Origin of the sequence: Nocardia sp. NBC_01730 (assembly GCF_035920445.1) — a bacterium.
In the GTDB taxonomy this organism is placed as follows: Bacteria; Actinomycetota; Actinomycetes; order Mycobacteriales; family Mycobacteriaceae; genus Nocardia.
In genome coordinates, this window is record NZ_CP109162.1 from 8,445,363 (window position 1) to 8,464,273 (window position 18,911).

At 67.6% G+C, this 18,911-nt stretch carries 16 protein-coding genes; 3 read left to right on the forward strand and 13 right to left on the reverse strand.

Annotated features, from left to right (window positions below):
* The first annotated feature begins 300 nt into the window (after window positions 1-300).
* Window positions 301-855, forward strand: a complete 555-nt coding sequence (locus OHB12_RS34885; protein WP_327114575.1) for a dihydrofolate reductase family protein — start codon at window positions 301-303, stop codon at window positions 853-855.
* Between the two features lie 62 nt (window positions 856-917).
* Here OHB12_RS34885 and acs read toward each other — a convergent pair whose 3' ends face one another.
* The 8 genes from acs to OHB12_RS34925 all read right to left on the reverse strand — a co-directional run bounded on the left by acs (window position 918) and on the right by OHB12_RS34925 (window position 10,044).
* Entirely contained in the window at window positions 918-2,903 is a 1,986-nt protein-coding gene (acs, locus tag OHB12_RS34890; protein WP_327114577.1) for an acetate--CoA ligase, read from the reverse strand.
* A 50-nt stretch (window positions 2,904-2,953) separates the two neighbouring features.
* Window positions 2,954-4,591 (reverse strand): solute symporter family protein, encoded by a 1,638-nt coding sequence (locus tag OHB12_RS34895; RefSeq protein WP_327114578.1) that lies wholly within the window; start codon window positions 4,589-4,591, stop codon window positions 2,954-2,956.
* Entirely contained in the window at window positions 4,588-4,944 is a 357-nt protein-coding gene (locus OHB12_RS34900; RefSeq protein ID WP_327114579.1) for a DUF485 domain-containing protein, read from the reverse strand. The genes OHB12_RS34895 and OHB12_RS34900 overlap by 4 nt, the downstream gene beginning before the upstream one ends.
* A gap of 188 nt (window positions 4,945-5,132) precedes the next feature.
* Window positions 5,133-6,887, reverse strand: a complete 1,755-nt coding sequence (locus OHB12_RS34905; protein WP_327114581.1) for a sodium/solute symporter — start codon at window positions 6,885-6,887, stop codon at window positions 5,133-5,135.
* A gap of 135 nt (window positions 6,888-7,022) precedes the next feature.
* Window positions 7,023-7,388 carry a hypothetical protein gene (locus OHB12_RS34910; protein ID WP_327114583.1) on the reverse strand — a complete coding sequence of 122 codons (366 nt, stop codon included), beginning with the start codon at window positions 7,386-7,388 and terminating at the stop codon, window positions 7,023-7,025.
* Entirely contained in the window at window positions 7,385-8,182 is a 798-nt protein-coding gene (locus tag OHB12_RS34915; protein ID WP_327114585.1) for a LytR/AlgR family response regulator transcription factor, read from the reverse strand. Before OHB12_RS34915 ends, OHB12_RS34910 begins: the two co-directional genes overlap by 4 nt.
* 85 nt (window positions 8,183-8,267) lie before the next feature.
* Window positions 8,268-9,458, reverse strand: a complete 1,191-nt coding sequence (locus OHB12_RS34920) for a sensor histidine kinase (protein ID WP_327114587.1) — start codon at window positions 9,456-9,458, stop codon at window positions 8,268-8,270.
* A 145-nt stretch (window positions 9,459-9,603) separates the two neighbouring features.
* Window positions 9,604-10,044, reverse strand: a complete 441-nt coding sequence (locus tag OHB12_RS34925) for a hypothetical protein (protein WP_327114589.1) — start codon at window positions 10,042-10,044, stop codon at window positions 9,604-9,606.
* A 426-nt stretch (window positions 10,045-10,470) separates the two neighbouring features.
* On the opposite strand from OHB12_RS34925, the gene dnaE reads away from it, so the two are divergent.
* On the forward strand, window positions 10,471-14,019 hold the full coding sequence (gene dnaE / locus OHB12_RS34930) for a DNA polymerase III subunit alpha (protein ID WP_327114591.1): 3,549 nt from the start codon (window positions 10,471-10,473) through the stop codon (window positions 14,017-14,019).
* A gap of 129 nt (window positions 14,020-14,148) precedes the next feature.
* On the opposite strand, the gene OHB12_RS34935 is transcribed toward dnaE, so the two are convergent.
* Window positions 14,149-14,697, reverse strand: coding sequence for a TetR/AcrR family transcriptional regulator (locus OHB12_RS34935; RefSeq protein ID WP_327114593.1), 549 nt, complete (start codon window positions 14,695-14,697; stop codon window positions 14,149-14,151).
* A 128-nt stretch (window positions 14,698-14,825) separates the two neighbouring features.
* Between OHB12_RS34935 and OHB12_RS34940 the strand changes: the two genes are divergently transcribed.
* A complete protein-coding gene (locus OHB12_RS34940) occupies window positions 14,826-16,121 on the forward strand; it encodes a phthiocerol/phthiodiolone dimycocerosyl transferase family protein (RefSeq protein WP_327114595.1) in 1,296 nt (431 codons plus the stop codon).
* A 40-nt stretch (window positions 16,122-16,161) separates the two neighbouring features.
* On the opposite strand, the gene OHB12_RS34945 is transcribed toward OHB12_RS34940, so the two are convergent.
* From OHB12_RS34945 to OHB12_RS34960, 4 genes are read right to left on the reverse strand one after another with little or no spacing between them, the layout of a single operon-like run.
* Window positions 16,162-16,470, reverse strand: coding sequence for a hypothetical protein (locus tag OHB12_RS34945; protein ID WP_327114597.1), 309 nt, complete (start codon window positions 16,468-16,470; stop codon window positions 16,162-16,164).
* Complete coding sequence (locus OHB12_RS34950) at window positions 16,434-17,063, reverse strand: hypothetical protein (protein WP_327114599.1); 630 nt, start codon at window positions 17,061-17,063, stop codon at window positions 16,434-16,436. The genes OHB12_RS34945 and OHB12_RS34950 overlap by 37 nt, the downstream gene beginning before the upstream one ends.
* Before the next feature lie 49 nt (window positions 17,064-17,112).
* Entirely contained in the window at window positions 17,113-17,775 is a 663-nt protein-coding gene (locus OHB12_RS34955; RefSeq protein WP_327114601.1) for a response regulator transcription factor, read from the reverse strand.
* A complete protein-coding gene (locus OHB12_RS34960; RefSeq protein ID WP_327114603.1) occupies window positions 17,772-18,878 on the reverse strand; it encodes a sensor histidine kinase in 1,107 nt (368 codons plus the stop codon). Before OHB12_RS34960 ends, OHB12_RS34955 begins: the two co-directional genes overlap by 4 nt.
* Window positions 18,879-18,911: the final 33 nt, after the last annotated feature.

An 18,911-nucleotide genomic window follows, 5' to 3' on the forward strand; every position in this document is an offset into this window, starting at 1 on the left:
GCTCCGAAATTCCCGAATGCGGCGCGGTGTCGAAGCCCAGGACCGTGTGTGGTAATCCGACCGCGTAGCGCAGCTGGGCGGACACCGCTTCACGGACAAGTCCGCCACCAGGTGCGATCCCAGGAGCTGAGATCGCGCGCCGAAGTTCGACCTGTTCGATCTCGGGCAGGCCAACCATTGAGGGGATCGGCGTTGGTTCGATCTTCCCCAGCTCCTCTGGTGGGCATATGCCTTGCGCGACACGCGGGCCAGGACTCCCTTCGTGCGGTAGAAAGCAACGCGAGAGACAAGGAGGCGAACGTGGGAAAGATCGTCGAAAGCACCAATGTGTCCCTCGACGGGCTCATGGACAACATGCGGGACTGGCATTTCGACTACTTCAAAGAGGGCGCGATGGACTTCGCTGGCGCCCAGCTGAAAGCGGCCGACGCGCTGCTGATGGGCCGCAAGACCTACGAGAATTTCGCCTCGGCGTGGCCGCAGCGCACCGGCGACTGGTTCTCCGACAAGTTCAACACCATGCGGAAATACGTGGTGTCGAGCACGCTGACCGATCCGGAATGGACCAACACCGTCGTGCTCGGCGCGGACATTCCCGCCGAGGTCGCCCGCATCAAGGCCGAAACCCAGGGCGATATCCTGATGTACGGGCACGGGCCGGTGGCCCGTCTGCTCCTGGAACACGGCCTGCTCGACGAGATCCGCCTCTGGATCCACCCCATCTTCGCGGGTCGTGCCGAACCCGACCACCTGATCTACCGTGACACCGGCAAGACCCCGCTGCGGCTGCTGGATACCACCGTTCTGGAGACCGGCATCATCATCGCCACCTACGGTCCAGTGCCGACGGACTGAGCCATGGCCGAACGGCGGACCCGGGCCCCTCATCTGGTGGCCGGGTCCGCCGTTCTCCCCGGTTACCCGCGGGCGATCGCTTCGAAGACGCTGGGGTCGACCAGGGTCGAGGTGTCGCCGAGTTCGCGTCCTTCGGCGATGTCGCGTAGTAGGCGGCGCATGATTTTGCCGCTGCGGGTTTTGGGGAGTTCGGGGACGATGTGGATTTCTCTGGGTCGCGCGATCGGGCTGATTTCTTGGGATACCTCTGCTTTGAGTTCGTCGATCAGGTCGGTTCCGGTGTTGTCGGTTTCGGCGGTGAGGATGACGAAGGCGACGATGCCTTGGCCGGTGGTGGCGTCGGTGGCGCCGACGACCGCGGCTTCGGCGACGCCGTGGTGTCCGACGAGCGCGGATTCGACTTCGGCGGTGGAGATGCGGTGGCCGGAGACGTTCATGACGTCATCGACACGGCCGAGTATCCACAGGTCACCGTCGGTGTCGAGGGTGGCGCCGTCGCCGGCGAAGTACCAGCCGTGTTCGGCGAAGCGTGTCCAGTAGGTTTCGCGGAAGCGTTCGGTATCGCCCCAGATACCACGCAGCATGGCAGGCCATGGCTGATCGAGCACGAGGTAGCCGACGACCGCGGAGCGGTCCGAGGAATCGGCCTCGGTATGGGGTTGGTGTACCGGTTGGCCGTCCTCGTCGACCACTTGTGCGGAGATCCCGGGTAGCGGGGTCATCGCGGCGCCGGGTTTGGTGGCGGTGACCCCGGGTAGCGGGGAGATCATGATGGCGCCGGTTTCGGTTTGCCACCAGGTGTCCACGATCGGGGTGCGGTTACCGCCGATCACCTCGCGGTACCAGCGCCAGGCTTCGGGGTTGATCGGTTCGCCGACGGATCCGAGTAGCCGGATGCTGGACAGGTCGTGCGCGGCGGGGATCTGCTTACCCCATTTCATGAAGGTGCGTACCAGGGTCGGTGCGGTGTAGTAGATGGTGACGCCGTATTTTTCGATGATTTCGAAGTGTCGGTGCTCGTTCGGCGAGTTGGGGGTGCCTTCGTAGACGACCTGGGTAGCGCGGTTGGACAGGGGCCCGTAGACGATATAGCTGTGTCCGGTGACCCAGCCGATGTCGGCGGTGCACCAGTAGATGTCTTGTCCGGGTTTGTGGTCGAAGACGGTGTGGTGGGTGTAGGAGGTTTGGGTGAGGTAGCCGCCGCTGGTGTGCAGGATGCCTTTGGGTTTTCCGGTGGTACCGGAGGTGTAGAGGATGAACAGGGGGTGTTCGGCGTCGAAGGGCTGGGCCTGGTGTTCGGGGGCGGCTCGCCCGACGGTGTCGTGCCACCACAGGTCGCGGCCCTCGGTCCAGGGCACTTCGATCCCGGTGCGGCGCACCACCAGCACATGCTCGACACTGCAGGGCGCATCACCATGGGCCGATAGCGCTTCGTCGACGGCCGCCTTCAGCGGTACGGGCTTGCCGCGGCGCCACTGCCCGTCGGTAGTGATGATCAACCGGGCACCGGCGTCGTCGACACGCTGTCGAAGGGCGGTGGGGGAGAATCCGGCGAACACGACCGAGTGGGTAAGGCCCAGCCGGGCACAGGCGAGCATAGCGACGATGGCCTCGGGCACCATCGGCATGTATATGGCGACCCGGTCGCCTGCCCGCAACCCGAGTTCGGTCAAACAGTTGGCCGCCCGGCACACCTCGGCGAGCAGTTCTGTGTAGGTGATGGCGCGGGAGTCGCCGGGTTCGCCTTCCCAATGGATGGCGACTTGGTCGCCGTACCCGTCCAGGACATGCCGGTCCACACAGTTGTAGGCGACGTTGAGCGTGCCGCCGACGAACCACTTCGCCACCGGCGCGGCACTCCAGTCCAGCACCCGATCGAACGGGCGATGCCACTGCAGCCGATCGGCCTGCTCACCCCAGAAGTCCAGCCGATCGGCTTGCGCCCGGTCGTACCACGTCGCGTCGGCGTTGGCGTCGGCGGCGAAGTCCGCGCTGGGCGGATACGCGGTGGGGGAAGTGTCGCGGTCATCGGTGGTAGCGCGGGTCACACGAATCTCCTAACGAAAGAGCGAGGGGGACAAGGAATACCGGACAGCTGTCAATGCACCACCGCCTTCTCGGCGCCCACGCCGGTGAGCGCGCGAACCTCCATCTCGGCGGCCTTGCCGGAGTCCTCGGACCTGCCTCCGGCGAAAGTCCCGACGATGCCGAGCACGAATGCCAGCGGGATGGACACGATCCCCGGGTTCGACAGCGGGAACCAGTCGAAATCCGACCCGGGCAGCATCGAGGACTTGGTGCCGGAGACCGCGGGGGAGAACACGATCAGCACGATGGTGGAGAGGAGCCCGCCATACATGCTCCACAGCGCACCGGTGGTGTTGAACCGCCGCCAGAACAGCGAGTACAGAATGGTCGGCAGGTTCGCGGACGCGGCAACCGCGAACGCGAGCGCCACCAGGAAGGCCACGTTCTGCCCGTTGGCGAGGATGCCAAGGGCGATGGCCAGCACGCCGATCACCACGGCTGTGATCCGCGAGACCCGAACCTGTTCGCGCTCACCGGCTTTGCCTCGCTTGATGACGTTGGCGTAGATGTCATGCGCGAACGACGCCGACGCGGTGATGGTGAGGCCGGCGACCACCGCGAGGATGGTGGCGAAGGCGACCGCGGAGATCACGCCGAGCAGCACGACGCCGCCGAGTTCGAACGCCAGCAGCGGTGCCGCCGAATTCTGCCCGCCCGCGGCGGCCAGGATGCGGTCCGGGCCGACGATCGCGGCCGCTCCATAGCCGAGCACCAGGGTGAACAGGTAGAACGCGCCGATCAGTGCGATCGCCCACACTACTGATCGGCGCGCCTCCTTGGCGGTGGGCACGGTGTAGAACCGCATCAGCACGTGCGGCAGACCCGCCGTGCCCAGCACCAGCGCCAGCCCGAGCGAGACGAAGTTCAGCTTCGAGGTCTCGCTGCCGCCGTACTGCGCTCCCGGCGCGAGCACGTCGCGGGCGGCGACGCCCTTGTTCGTCGAGCCGGACACCGCGTCCTGTGCGGAGCCGAGGATGTCCGAGAAGTTGAACCCGAACTTGGCGAACACCAGCACCGTCATCAGCGCGGCGCCGACGATCAGCAGCACCGCCTTGATGATCTGTACCCATGTGGTGCCCTTCATGCCGCCGACCAGCACGTACACGATCATCAGAAGGCCGACTACGGCGATCACGATGGATTGCCCTGTCTTGTCGGAGATGTCCAGCAGCAGCGCGACCAGCCCGCCGGCGCCCGCCATCTGCGCGAGCAGATAGAACAGCGATACCGCCAGCGTGGTCAGGGCGGCCGCGGTGCGCACCGGGCCCTCCTTCAGCCGGAAGCTCAGCACGTCCGCCATGGTGAATTTGCCGGTGTTCCTGAGCATCTCGGCGACGAGCAGCAGAGCGACCAGCCATGCGACCAGGAAACCGATGGAGTAGAGGAACCCGTCGTAGCCGTAGACCGCGATGGCGCCCGCGATGCCGAGAAAGCTCGCGGCCGAAAGGTAGTCGCCCGCGATGGCGATGCCGTTCTGCGGTCCGGAGAAGCCGCGCCCTCCGGTGAAGTAGTCGGCGGCGGTGGCGTTGTTGCGGCTGGCCCGGATCACCACGACCATGGTGATCGCGACGAAGGCGCCGAAGATGGCGATATTGGCGACCGGGTTGCCGACCGTCGCCGTCGCCGCGTAGATGTGCACGGTGTTCATGCCCGATCCCCCTCGAGGTAGCCACGGATGGCTGCCGCGCGCGGATCCAGTTCCCGATTGGCGAACCGGACGTACAGCGCGGTGATGGCGAAGGTGGACACGAATTGGCCGAGCCCGAGTAGCAATCCGACGTTGATGTCGCCGACCACCGCGTGCGACATCAGGTCGTGCGCGTAGGCGCCGAGCAGTACGTAGCCGAGGTACCAGAGCAGGAACAATACGGTCATCGGAAACACGAAGCGGCGCAGGCGCGTTCGCAGTTCTTGGAACTGGGGACTGGCCTGGACTTCGGCGAAGGCTGCGGCGCCCGGCGCCCGCCGTGCGGCGGTGTCGTCGAGATCGATACTGGTCATGATGGTCCTAGCGTGTGACATGGCTTACGTCTTCAGGACGGTAGCCAGCTACGCCCATAGACCGGAATATGTGGTGTGAGTCACTCTGTGAAGGTGGCCGAATCTGCGGTGAGCGGTCGATGCGGCGCGACGAACGGTTCCAGCGCGGGCCGTGCTCGGCGGGTGCCTGGAAAGGGCGGCGTGGTCGGTCAGTCGGAGTGCAGGCCGCGCTCGCGGTCGGCGCCCATTCCCAGGCGCTCCGGCGCGTGCATCCGGACAAAGATGTGGCCGACGCTTCTGCTGTCGAGCCCGCGGGTGAACTTGCTGACCAGCACCATGGCGGCGAACGCCGCGGGAACGCTGATCGCCGCCGGGTAGCCGAGCATCGCCGATGGCCATCCGCCCGCCACCTCGTCCGACAGCCCGCCGGTGACCGAGACGACCGTCGCCGCGCCCGCCGCGAGACCACCCGCGACGAGACCGGCGGCCGCGCCTGTCGCGGTCAGCCCGCGCCACCAGATACCGAGCGCCAGCAGCGGGCACAGTGTCGACGCGGCCACCGCGAACGCCAGGCCCACGGTGCGCGACAGATCCAGCGATACGACGGTCAGCGACAACGCGAGCGGCACAGCACCGGCGACCAGCGCCGCCGTGCGGAAGTCGCGAATCCGCCCACGCAGCATGTCGGTACTGAGCACGCCCGCGATGCTCACCAGCAGTCCCGACGAGGTGGACAGGAACGCCGCGATCGCACCCGCCGCCACCAGCGCCGCGAGCAGTTGTCCCGGCAGCCCGCCGAGCACCGACCCCGGCAGCAACACCACCGCAGCGTCGGAGGTCCCGGTGATCAGTAGCTGCGGCACGTACAGCCGCGCGAAGACGCCCAGCAGCACCGGAAACAGGTAGAACAGCCCGACCAGGCCGATCACCGCGAGCGCTGTCGCTCGGGCGGTCCTTCCGTCGGGGTTGGTGTAGAAGCGCACCAGCACATGCGGCAGACCCATGGTGCCGAGGAACGTGGCGAGGATCAGCGAGTACACCTGGTAGGTCGGATGCGGCCCGCCGAGGCCGCCGCCCGGCGCCAGCCAGCCCGCGCCGTCCGCGGGAGCGCCCGCGACGACCGGCACCGCGGCTCCCGCGTCCAGCACCAGCCGCGTGCCCCCCGCCAGTTCGTGCGCACCCGCCGTCAGCTGGACCGGACCGTCGACCGTGTGGTCGTCGAGGGTACCCGTGATCGAAACCTCCTGCGGCGCACCGACCTGCACCACCACGTCGGTGGTCACGTCGACCACGGTGCGTTCGGCCACCACAGGGGGGGCGGGCGCGCCGAGCGCACGGTCCTCGACAAAGAAGTGCCCGAGCAGCACCAGCGCCGGAATCGCCACCGCGGTCAGCTTCAACCAGTACTGGAAAGCCTGGACCAGCGTGATCGACCGCATCCCGCCCCCGACCACGTTCGCGATCACGATCCCGCCTACCGTCGCCGTGCCCACCCAGCCTGGGACGCCGAGCAAAAAGTGCAGCGTCAATCCCGCCCCCTGGAACTGCGGGATCAGATACACCGCGCACACCAGCACGACGACGGTCGCGGCCAGCCTGCGCAAGCGCAGTGAGCCCAAGCGGAATTCGGCGAAGTCGGGCACCGTGTACGCGCCCGAGCGCCGCAGCGGGGCCGCGACGAACAACAGCAGCGCGAGATATCCGGCGGTGAAGCCCACCGGGTACCACAGCGCGTCCGCGCCGTACTTGGCGATCAACCCGGCGACACCGAGAAACGAAGCAGCCGAAAGGTATTCGCCGGAAATAGCGGCGGCGTTCCAGCGCGGTCCCACGCTGCGGGAGGCGACCAGGAAGTCGGAGGTGGTGCGGGCGAGGCGTACTCCATACGCGCCGATCGCGACCGTGGCCAGCGCCGCGAGCACCAACGCGGCCACCGTCAGCGCGGGGGCGGGTCCGGGGGTCACGCCGAACCCCGGCGCGACGCGGCCCGCACCGAAACGGATTGGGGGATCCGGGCAGATTCCGTGCCGGTGCGGCCGCGGAGGTATCCGGTGGTTCGTGTCGGCGGCATCGTGTGGACGGTTCGGTACGAGCGCATGTCAATCCTCGGCCAGCTCGAGGAAATCCTGCTCGTTGCGCTCGGCTTGGCGCACATACGATCGGCCGATCAGAAACAGCAGCGGGTACACAGCGCCGCCGAGTAGTAGCCATGGCAACCGCACTCCGAGCACCACCACCGATCCGACCGGGCCGATCTCGAACAGCACCGGTAGCGCGCACAACACGGCGACCGTCACAAGGCCGAGCCGCAGTGCGAGCCCGAGCTGTGCGCGGATCAGGCCACCGATGAGCGCCTCACCGATCCCGGTCTGCTCGGCCACCTCCACCCTGGTGCGCACTCGCCGAGCCCCGCGCCGCTGCGAAAGCACGACGCGCTGCCGTGCCGGACGCTGCGGCCCGGTCACTGGTTGCCCCACCTTTGCCGGGGGTCGTGCACCAGCCGCTGTTTCAATTCACGCACCTGTCTGCGGCTGACCGGCAATTCGACCGCCGCCGCGTCGCCCTCGGCACGAAGGCACACGACGGTCCCGCTGCCGACTGTGCGCATCCCGGTCACCAGCCGCAGCGCGACCAGATACGACCGGTGCACCCGGAGAAACCCCGCGTTCTGCCATCGGGATTCCAATGCCGACAACGGAATCCGCACCAGATGGGAGCCGCCGCTGGTGTGCAGCCTGGCGTAGTCCCCGTCCGCCTCTACCCAGCTCACGGTCGAGCGCGGCACCAGCGTGGTCACCCCGCCCAGTTCGACGGGAATGACCTCGCTCGGATCGGACTGCGCTTCCCCGGTGGGATGGTGTGACGCGCTGCGCGCAATGGCGATCCGCCGTACCGCTGCGGCGAGCCGCGCCTCGCGCAGCGGCTTGAGCAGATAGTCCGCGGCGCCGAGGTCGAACGCCGCGATCGCGCGATCGTCGTGCGCGGTCACGAACACCACCGCGGGCGGATTCGCGAACTCCGACAGGATCCCGGCCAGCTCCATACCGTCGAGCCCGGGCATATTGATGTCCAGGAACACGGCGTCGACCGGATGCACCCGTAGCACCCGGAGCGCGCTCGTCGCGTCGCCCGCCGCGTGGATCGCGCTGATCTCGGATCGCGCGCGCAGCAGATACACCAGCTCGTCGAGAGCGGGTTTCTCGTCGTCCACGGCGAGCACGCGCAGCGCGCCCGTCGAGTTGCCGGTCGCGCGGGTCACAGTCGGTCCATCGTAGGCGTTGGGTTTCCGGCCGTGGCGCGGGTATCCATGCCACGACCCGCCGCTTCCTGGGGGTGCACGGGACTCATGCCCGGATGCCCGCGCGGAATTTGGGGACGCGGAGGCTGACTTTCGTGCCCGCACCGGGCGCGGTTTCGACGACCAGGCCGTAGTCGTTGCCGAACGCCGCGCGCAGCCGGTCGTCGACGTTGGCCAGCCCGACGTGCGCGGACTCGCCAGACTGTGCCGTGCCCGTCGCGGCGTCGAGCGCGCCGGAGCGCAGCAGGTCCGGGTCCATGCCGACGCCATCGTCCTCGACGCTGATCACGCAGTCGGTGCCTGCGTCGGCGGCGACGATACTGACGGTACCGCCGCCCTGCACCGTACCGGCCAACCCGTGCCGTACCGCGTTCTCCACCAGCGGCTGCAGCGCGAGGAAGGGCAGGACGACGCCGAGCACCTCCGGCGCGATCCGCAGGCGCACCTCGAGCGCGTCGCCGAAGCGGGCCCGCTCGAGTGCCAGGTACCGCTCGATATTGCGCAGTTCGTCGGCCAGTACGGTGAATTCGCCCGCGGCGCGGAAGGAGTACCTGGTGAAGTCGGCGAACTCGAGGATCAGCTCGCGGGCCCGCGTCGGGTCGGTGCGGACAAATGAGGCGATGGTGTTCAGCGCGTTGTAGATGAAATGCGGGCTGATCTGGGCGCGCAGCGCGCGCACCTCGGCGCGGTCGAGCCGGGCCCGCGACGCGTCCAGCTCGGCCAGTTCGAGCTGGCCGCAGGCATACCGCGCCACCTCGGCGACCGCGCCGAGCCAGCCGGGACCGGGTTGTCCGCTGGTCACCACGCCGAGCACCCCGGCAACCCCGGTGGACTCGATCAGCAGCGGCTGCGCGATCAGGGTGCGTCCGGCGTGCTCGCCGCGCCCGGGCCCGGCTATCAGCACCGGCCGTTCACCGGCGACGGCCCGCTCGGCGGCTTCGGTGAAGTACTCCGCCAGCTCGGCGTGCGGTCCTTCCCAGGCCAGCAGCGTGCCGTCGGCGTCGGCCATGGCGAGTGCCTCGGCGCCGGTGAGTGCCCGTAGATGCGGCGCAGCCTCACGCGCCGATTCCCCCGTGAGCCCGCGCCGCAGCGGGACCGCCGCGAGTGACGCGGTGTGCAGCGCCGAATGTACCGCCCGCTCGGCAGGCGTCGTCACCACCCGACGGGTGCGCAGCCAGATCAGCAGCGCACCGGCGATCAGCGCCGCGGCGACTACGACGGCGAGCGCGGTGGTCATCGCGGGCACTGGCGGAGGGAGTCCATGCGCCGATTATCGCGGTAGCGGACCCGCGTGCCGTGCGGTGTCGGGTTCCGCCGCGCGGAGCGGGCGGCGGAACCCGGACGCCGCCGACCGCTACGGACGCGGTTCGTTATGGAGTGGGCTAGCCCTGGTAGGGCGGCACAGTGAACTCGATTGGGCCCAGCTCGGGCACATGCACCGCGCCGATGGTGGCGGTCGCGGTGAACCGGCCGGGGCCGGGCGCGAACAGCGCGGAGTGCCCGCTGTTGCCCCAGTATCCCGGCCCCTGCGCAGTCACAGCGAACGCGCCCGTCGCACCGGTGTCGACGTTGCGCCAGTTCAGCGTGATCGGCAGGGTGCACGGCCCGACGCCGACCAGCGTCGAGCTCACGGTGAACGCCGCTTGGTTCGGGTAGGCATTGCCGTTGATCGAGGCGTCGACCTGCCCCACACAGGGTCCCTGGGCGAGGGTATAGATGGTGGCGAACTTACCCTCCGGGGCCGCCGCGACGGGCGCGGCCGTCGCGAGCAGGGCCGCGAAGGCCGTAGCGGAAAGTACGAACAGTGCTTTCGTCGAATTCATGGACACCTCCACAAGTTTGGGGACATCAGCGTCTGTCATGCCATGCGTCCATCCCCGCACAACGCGCCCGACACCGTCGTCGGGGAGGGAGACCGAGCCTACAGTCGTGCCACGACAATGTCGGTTCGCCGGAACTCCGAGCGATCCGCGCGGACCGCTGCCGACCGGTGTGGCCGACGTGCAGGTGGCCGTGCCCGACAATGATCGGTCCGGCCGGAAATTCCTCCGGCGCAGGACCGCTCGGACAACCCGACATTCGCGGAAATCAGCCACTCAAACGGCGAGTCGGCAGGACGCGCCGGTGATCTTCGCCACCGACACGCCGGGCGCCCACGATGCGCCAGCGAGCCTGGACGAACCAGTCGGTGGCGCCCCCTAGAATCGGTCCAGCCAACCCCCGTCGAGACCTTGGGAGGAAGGACCATTTTGGCCGCCTCGTCCGGATCGTTCGTTCACCTGCACAACCACACCGAGTACTCGATGCTCGATGGTGCGGCCAAGATCTCCCCGCTGTTCACCGAGGCGAAACGGTTGGGCATGACCGCGGTCGGAATGACCGACCACGGCAACATGTACGGGGCGTCGGAGTTCTACAACTCCGCCAAGAAGCACGACGTCAAACCGATCATCGGCATCGAGGCCTACATCGCGCCCGCCTCCCGGTTCGACACCAAGCGAGTGCTGTGGGGTGACCCCAGCCAGAAGGGCGACGACGTCTCGGGTTCGGGTGCCTACACCCATATGACCATGGTCGCCGAGACCGCGACCGGCCTGCGCAACCTGTTCACACTGTCCTCCCTGGCCTCCATTGAGGGTCAGCTCGGCAAGTGGGCGCGCATGGACGAGGAGATCATCGCCCAGTACGCGGAGGGCATCATTTCGACGACGGGCTGCCCGTCCGGCGAGGTGCAGACCCGCCTTCGCCTCGGCCACGAGCGCGAGGCGCTGGAGGCCGCGGCCAAGTGGCAGGAGATCTTCGGCAAGGACAACTTCTTCCTCGAGGTGATGGACCACGGGCTGTCGATCGAGCGCCGGGTTCGCGAGGGACTGCTGAACGTCGGCAAGCAGCTCGGCATCCGGCCGCTGGCCACGAACGACTGCCACTACGTCACCAAGGATCAGTCCAGCAACCACGAGGCGCTGCTGTGTGTGCAGACCGGCAAGACGCTCTCGGACCCGACCAGGTTCAAGTTCGACGGTGACGGCTACTACCTGAAGTCCGCCGAGGAGATGCGCGCGCTCTGGGACGCCGAGGTGCCCGGCGCGTGCGACAGCACGGTGCTGATCGGCGAGCGGGTCCAGCCCTACGACGACGTGTGGGCCTTCAAGGACCGGATGCCGGTGTTCCCCGTGCCCGCGGGCGAGGACCAGGATTCCTGGCTGCGCAAAGAGGTCGACCGCGGCTTGGCGCGTCGCTTCCCCGACGGGGCGCCCGAGGAGTACTACACCCGCGCCTATTTCGAGCTCGACGTCATCAAGCAGAAGGGCTTCCCGGCCTACTTCCTCGTCGTGGGCGACCTGGTCGCGCACGCGAAGGAGGTCGGCATCCGGGTCGGCCCCGGCCGTGGCTCGGCGGCAGGCTCGCTGGTGGCCTACGCGCTGGGCATCACCAACATCGACCCGCTGCCGCACGGACTGCTGTTCGAGCGGTTCCTGAATCCGGAGCGCCCGTCCGCGCCCGATATCGATATCGACTTCGACGATCGCCGTCGCGGTGAGATGGTCCGTTACGCCACCGAGAAGTGGGGCACGGACCGGGTTGCCCAGGTGATCACGTTCGGCACGATTAAAACCAAGGCCGCGATCAAGGACTCCGCGCGGGTCCAGTTCGGCCAGCCCGGCTTCGCCATCGCCGACCAGATCTCCAAGGCGCTGCCGCCCCCGATCATGGCCAAGGACATCCCGCTCTCGGGCATCATGGACCCGGACCACGATCGGTACAAGGAAGCCGCCGAGGTCCGCGAACTCATCGGCAACAACCCCGATGTCGCCAAGATCTACGAGACCGCGCGCGGGCTGGAGGGCCTGATCCGCAACGCGGGCGTGCACGCCTGCGCGGTGATCATGTCCTCCGAGCCGCTGATGGACGCCATCCCGGTGTGGAAGCGGCCGCAGGACGGGGCGATCATCACCGGCTGGGACTACCCGTCCTGCGAGGCCATCGGCCTGCTGAAGATGGACTTCCTCGGCCTGCGCAACCTCACCGTGATCGGTGACGCGCTGGACAACATCAAGGCCAACCGCGGCATCGACCTCGACATGGACAACTTGCCGCTGGACGACCCAGCCACCTACGAATTGCTTTCGCGCGGTGACACTCTCGGCGTCTTCCAGCTCGACGGTGGTCCCATGCGCGACCTGCTGCGCCGCATGCAGCCCACCGGCTTCAACGACATTGTCGCAGTCCTCGCGCTGTATCGCCCCGGCCCGATGGGCATGAATGCGCACAACGACTACGCCGACCGCAAGAACGGGCGTCAGCCGATCAAACCGATCCATCCGGAGCTGGAGGAGCCGCTCAAAGACATCCTCGCCGAGACCTACGGTCTGATCGTCTACCAAGAGCAGATCATGTTCATCGCGCAGAAGGTCGCCTCCTACTCCATGGGCAAGGCCGACGCGCTGCGCAAGGCGATGGGTAAGAAGAAGCTCGAGGTCCTCGAAGCCGAGTACAAGGGTTTCCACGAGGGCATGACCACGAACGGATTCTCCGAGGGCGCGGTGAAGGCGCTGTGGGACACCATTCTTCCGTTCGCCGGCTACGCGTTCAACAAGTCGCACGCCGCGGGCTACGGCCTCGTCTCGTTCTGGACCGCCTACCTCAAGGCCAACTACCCGGCTGAGTACATGGCGGGCCTGCTCACCTCCGTCGGGGACGACAAGGACAAGGCAGCGGTCTACCTCTCCGACTGCCGCCGCCTCGGCATCACCGTGCTGCCGCCGGACGTCAACGAGTCCGAGCAGAACTTCGCCTCCGTCGGCAAAGACATCCGCTTCGGCCTCGGCGCGGTGCGCAATGTCGGCGCGAACGTCGTCGCCTCGATCATCCAAGCGCGCAAGGAGAAGTCGAAGTTCACCGACTTCTCCGACTACCTGAACAAGATCGACGCGATCGCGGCGAGCAAGAAGGTCACCGAATCCCTCATCAAGGCGGGCGGTTTCGACTCGCTCGGGCATCCGCGCAAGGGGCTGCTGCTGATCCACTCCGACGCCATCGACGCCGTCATGTCCACCAAGAAGGCCGAGGCGATAGGTCAGTTCGACCTGTTCGGCGGTATGGACGCGGACGAGTCGGTGACCTCGGTGTTCAACGTGAAGGTGCCCGATGAGGAGTGGGAATCCAAGCACCGGCTGGCGCTGGAGCGGGAGATGCTCGGGCTGTATGTGTCCGGGCATCCGCTCAACGGCATCGAGCATGTGCTCGCGGCACAGGCGGATACCCAGATCCCCGCCATTCTGGAAGGCGACATCAAGGACGGCACCCAGGTGACCATCGGCGGCATCCTCGCCTCGGTGAACCGTCGCATCAACAAGAACGGCCTGGCCTGGGCCTCCGCGCAGCTGGAGGACCTCACCGGTGGCATCGAGGTGCTGTTCTTCCCGCAGTCCTACTCGGTGTACGGCATGGACGTGGTCGAGGACGCGGTGGTGCTGGTGAAGGCCCGCGTCTCGGTCCGCGACGATCGGATCTCGTTGATCGCCAATGATCTCGCCGTCCCCGACCTGTCCGCCATCGGCGTCGCCAAGCCGCTCGCGGTCACCATTCCGACCCGCATGTGCACGCCGGACAAGGTCGGCGCGCTCAAGCGGGTGCTGACCAGCCACCCGGGCACCTCGGATGTGCACCTGCGCCTCGTCGGCGCGGGCGACAAGACCACGTTGCTGAAACTCGATGACAAACTGCGGGTTTCGCCGTCATCGGCCCTGATGGGTGACCTGAAGGCACTGCTGGGCCCCAGCTGCCTCACCGCCTGAGGCGGCACCGCACAGACCGGATCGGGTCCGCGTCCACCGGAACTGCCGGGGGTGCCGACCCGAGCTTTGTGTGCCGGGCCGGACTCCTCTCGACGACGAGCCCAGCGCCTCGACCACCCGGTATCGGGGCTAGAGGGCGAGTTGGGCGAGGGCGCGGAGGCCGGAGGTGATGTCGGCGGCGGTGGGGGCGTGGTCGGGGTCTACCAGGTGTTGGGCGAGTAGGCCGCCGATCATGGTTTGCAGGACGGCGCCGAGGTGGGAGTCCTTGTCGGCCGGGGCGAATCGGCGTGCAAGCTCGGTGCGGGCGAGGGCTTGGGCAGCGCCGAATTCCTTGCGGAGGTCGGGGGAGTGCAGGGCTTGAGCCAGGCTTTCGACGTTGGCCGACCAGAGGGCGTTGTCTTCGGTGAACGATGTGATGAGCTGCTGAAAGAAGGCATGTAAGCGGTCGGTGGGGTCCTCGGCGTCGGTGGGGAGCGAGTCGAGGATCTGCTGGACTGCGGCCGCGCTGGATTCCATCATCGCCTGGTTGAGCAGCTTGTCGCGGGTGCCGAAGTGGTAGTTGATGGCCGCCAGGTTGGAGCCGGAGGCGGCGACGATATCCCGCACCGTGGTGCGCGCGTAGCCGCGTTCGGCCAGGCATCGTTTGGCGGCGGCGAGCAGATCTTCTCGGGTTCCCACCTTCGCACCCTATCAGCGCGGCATACATCCGTTTGTGGCAGTTGTTTCAAACACTTGTATATGACAAGCGTTTGAAACATCTGTATGTTGAAGGCGGGCTGCTCCAACACACGGAAGTACGAGATGAGATGACCGCACAGCGACCGATTTCCCCCTTCGAGCTCAGCTTCTTCGGCTCTGACACCAAGCTCGGCAGTGTGCCGACCGGCGGGATGCCACTGTTCATCGGCTCTACCGTGCACGGTTCACTCGACGTCGAGATCCTCCGCCGGGTGCTGGATGAACTGGCGGCGGAGCATCCGCTGCTGTCCAGTGAGCCGGTGACCGATCCCGATGGCACGATGTGGTTTCACCGAGACGATGCATACCGCCCTCGGCTCGACATCGCTGACGGTGGCGAAGTCGAATACCTGAATCTGGTGAATGGGCCGAGGGATTGGCGGGACGGGCTGTTCCGCGCCCATCTGCTGCGTGACGGGGACCGCGATCGGCTCGTCCTGGTCATTCACCACGGGATCGCGGACGGCCGATCGGCTTTCGCGCTATTGGAGGAGATGTGGCGGCGCTACACCGCGCACGCGACGGGAACTGCGGTGCCGCAGTCGAATTCCGATCGAAAACTGCCGGAGGCCATCGACGACCAGCTGGCAGCCGTCATCAGCGACGCGGAGGTCACCGAGTGGCTCGAGCAGGTACGGGCGGGCATCGCGCTGATGGGCCCGGAATCGGCGCCGCGTACCCTGCCGGACGACGGTATCGGCAACGATCCGCTCGGCCGCTTCGCCGTGCAGCGGATCGAGCTGGACGCCAAGGAAACCGGTGCCATCATCGATGCCGCTCGCGTACACGGTCTTTCGGTCAACAGCCTGCTCAGCGGCGCCGCTCTGGTCGCAGTCCGTTCGCAGCTCGAGCCTGCGACGGGCCCGCTGCCGATGATCTGTGGGCACGCGGTGGATGTGCGATCCGAGCTGGTTCCGCCGTTGCCCGCCCGTACGATCCTCAATTGTGCCTCGGGTGTCGGCACGCCCGCGATCGTTTCGCACGACTCGAGCGCGGTCGAAGTCGGGCATCAGGTTTCGACAGGCATGCGGGCAACGCTCGAGCGGCGCGAAGCGGCGCGTTTCCCGCTCGTCGCGCGGCGCGTTCACGACGAGGTGACCGCGGCGATCCTGGCTGCCGCCCCCACTCTCGCGATCTCCAATATCGGTAGGCTGCCGGCGCATTCGGCACCCGAAGGCATTCGAATCATCCGTGACGACGTCTATGCGATGGGGCCGGGAATGCCACCGAAACTCACCGTTTTCACCGTCGGCGGACGACTCACCATTCAGGTGGAATACGACACCGCCCTGCACAGTCGCGCGCAGATGGGCAAGATCGGCCTCGCCCTGTTCGCGGCACTGCAGGAGATCCCTGCCGAATAGGTCCAAGGTGGAAGCGCTTTCGGCGGGATGCTGGTGGTTACTAGCGGCCCGCATCGGCCGCCGTGAGGTCGGTCGCGGCGAACGGATCCTCGGCGGTCCGATTGCTTTGCAGGGCATGGCTCCACGCGATGGTGCCGAGTGCGGCGACACCGAGAGCCGCGCCGATCCAGGCTACCGAGGCATAGCCCATGCCCGCCCCGATGGCGAGGCCACCGAGCCAGGGGCCCGCGGTGATGCCGACGTTGAACGACGAAATGTTGGTGGCGCCGGCCAGGGGCGGCGCGTCGCCCGCGAGGGTGAAGACTCGGCTGTTCAGGGTCGGGTTGATGCCGAGACCGAAAGCGCCCAACAGGAATGACAGCAACACGACGGGACCGCGTACTCGGCGGTCATGGCCAGCAGAGCTGAGGTGACGACCACCCCGGTCATGCCGACGTACAGGCTGGTGAGTGGATGGGCGTCGGCGGTCCGGCCGCCCGCGACGATGCCGACGAATCCGCCGAGCCCGTAGATCGCCAGCACCACGGGAATCCAGTCGTCGGCCAGTCGCGTGGTGTCCGACAGCAATGCGCCGAGGTAGGCGAAGCTCACCAGCAGCGCACCGATGGCGAGTGCGGTGGTGCCATAGGACAGCCACAATTGCGGACGCACCATGGTGCGCAACTCTTTCCGGATCTGCGAATCTGCGGCCGGTCGCCCGCCGGGAATCTTCAGCAGTATGCCGAGCATGGCGGCCGCGGACAGCAGCGCGACCGACCAGCGCAGCGTCGCCACCGCGAGCACCGGTGCGCCGACCAGCATGCCGAGGGCGAACCCCGAGATGAGCAGGCCGGCCTGCGGCACGGAGACGCCCAGGTCGCCTGCCATCTCGGTGAGCAGGCCCGCGAGCATCAGCTCCGAGGTGCCCTGGGCGAAGATCGAGAGACCCAGGACGTAGTGCAAGGCGTGTGCTTGCGCTCCGGCAGGTAGGTCTGCACCCGGACTGTGAAGGTCAGGAGTTGCGCGGGGTTACCAGGCCGGATTCGTAAGCGAGAACTACGAGTTGGGCGCGGTCGCGGGCGTGTAGCTTGATCATGGCTCGGTTGATGTGGGTTTTCGCGGTCAGCGGGCTGATCACCATGCGGTCGGCGATCTGGTCGTTGGACAGGCCATGCGCGACCAGGGCTACGGCCTCGCGTTCGCGGTTGGTCAGTTCTTTCAGCTCCGTGCCGGTGCCGGTGTTGAGCGTTTGGGTGACGTACCGGTTGATCAGCCGGCGGGTGATCGACGGTGCGAGCAGGGCGTCGCCGCGCGCGGCGACGCGGACGGAGTGGAGGAAGTCTTCCGGCTGGATGTCTTTGACGAGGAATCCGGCCGCGCCGGCGCGCAGCGCGTGGAACACGTATTCGTCCAAGCCGTAGTTGGTCAGGATGACGACGTGCACCCCGGCCAGGGTTGGGTCCGCGGCGATGCGCCGGGTCGCCTCGATGCCGTCGATGACCGGCATCTGAATGTCGATGAGCGCGATGTCGGGCAGGTGTTCCCTGGCCAGCGCCAGGCCCTCGCTTCCGTTGGCGGCCTCGGCCACGACCTCGATGTCGTCCTCGATGTCGAGGAGCGCGCGGAATCCGCTGCGAATGAGCGGCTGGTCGTCGACCAGCAGGACACGGATCATGACGTTCGGTCCACGGGTAGTTCGGCTTGTACAGAGAAGCCGCCCTCACTGCGCGGTGCCGCCCGCAGGCGGCCGCCGAGGGCGGTGACTCGTTCGCGCATCCCGAGCAGCCCGACGCCCGCCACTGGGGCGGTGTCCTGGGTGGCCTTGCCGTCGTCGTCGACCCGTATGACCAGGGCGTCGGGACGGTAGTGGATCCGGACCGACGCCGTAGCGGCGGTGGCGTGTCGGCCGATGTTGGTCAGCGACTCCTGAACGATTCGGTAGATGGTCCGGTCTACCGCGGCGGGCACGTCCTGGCATTGTCCTTCGATCGTCAGCGTCGCGTCCAGACCGGTTATCCGGGCCCGTTCCACCAGGTCCGGGACGTGGGCGAGCCCTTGCGGCGGGGTGCTGCCGTCGTCGCGCAGCGCCTCCAGGGTCGCGCGCAGTTCCCGGGCCGCCTCGCGACCGGCCTCCCGGATCGCCAGCAGGGCCTCCGGCGCCTCTTCGCCCCGCTTGCGGGCCACGTGGACGGCAGCCTCGGACTGCACCTTGATGACCGAGATCTGGTGGGTGAGCGAATCGTGCAGCTCCCGCGCGATGTGCAGCCGCTCTTCGTCGGCGCGGCGCCGCGCGGTCTCCTCCCGGGTGCGCTCGGCCTCGTCCGCTCGCCGCTCGGCCTGCCGCAGTGCTTCCCCCGCCGCACCGGCCGCGATCAACCAGGCCAGCTCGAGGGCGCTTCGGGCCTGCGCGAACGCCTCGCCCGTGTCGTGCAGGGAGGCCAAGGCCGCGACCGGGAGGGCGGCCAACATGGTCACCGACGCCGTCACCGTGATCACGCGGTGTCCCGCCCGCACGGCGGCGTACACCGCGAACAGGAACGCGACGGCAGGCACGTCGAAACCGACGGCTTGGTAACCCAGCGCGCACAATCCGGTCACGGCCAGCGTGGTGACCGGAGCCCAGCGGCGCGCGGCCAGCGCCAGACCGCTGGTTATCGACAACGCGTAGCCCAGCGGGGCGAGATTCGTGGGGGAGTATTGCTTGGACAGTCCGGTGACCAGCAGAATCACCGCCACGCCGACGGCGATGGCCCAGTCTCCGATCCGCCCCCTGGTCATGCCTGCATCTCGCTGATGCTCGGTTCCGGCATG

Coding starts and splice junctions, on each gene's coding strand:
- OHB12_RS34895 (WP_327114578.1), bottom strand. CDS start 4,591: ATGAACACCGTGCACATCTACGCGGCGACGGCGACGGTCGGCAACCCG.
- OHB12_RS34900 (WP_327114579.1), bottom strand. CDS start 4,944: ATGACCAGTATCGATCTCGACGACACCGCCGCACGGCGGGCGCCGGGC.
- OHB12_RS34920 (WP_327114587.1), bottom strand. CDS start 9,458: ATGACCACCGCGCTCGCCGTCGTAGTCGCCGCGGCGCTGATCGCCGGT.
- OHB12_RS34925 (WP_327114589.1), bottom strand. CDS start 10,044: ATGAATTCGACGAAAGCACTGTTCGTACTTTCCGCTACGGCCTTCGCG.
- OHB12_RS34940 (WP_327114595.1), top strand. CDS start 14,826: ATGACCGCACAGCGACCGATTTCCCCCTTCGAGCTCAGCTTCTTCGGC.
- OHB12_RS34955 (WP_327114601.1), bottom strand. CDS start 17,775: ATGATCCGTGTCCTGCTGGTCGACGACCAGCCGCTCATTCGCAGCGGA.
- OHB12_RS34960 (WP_327114603.1), bottom strand. CDS start 18,878: ATGACCAGGGGGCGGATCGGAGACTGGGCCATCGCCGTCGGCGTGGCG.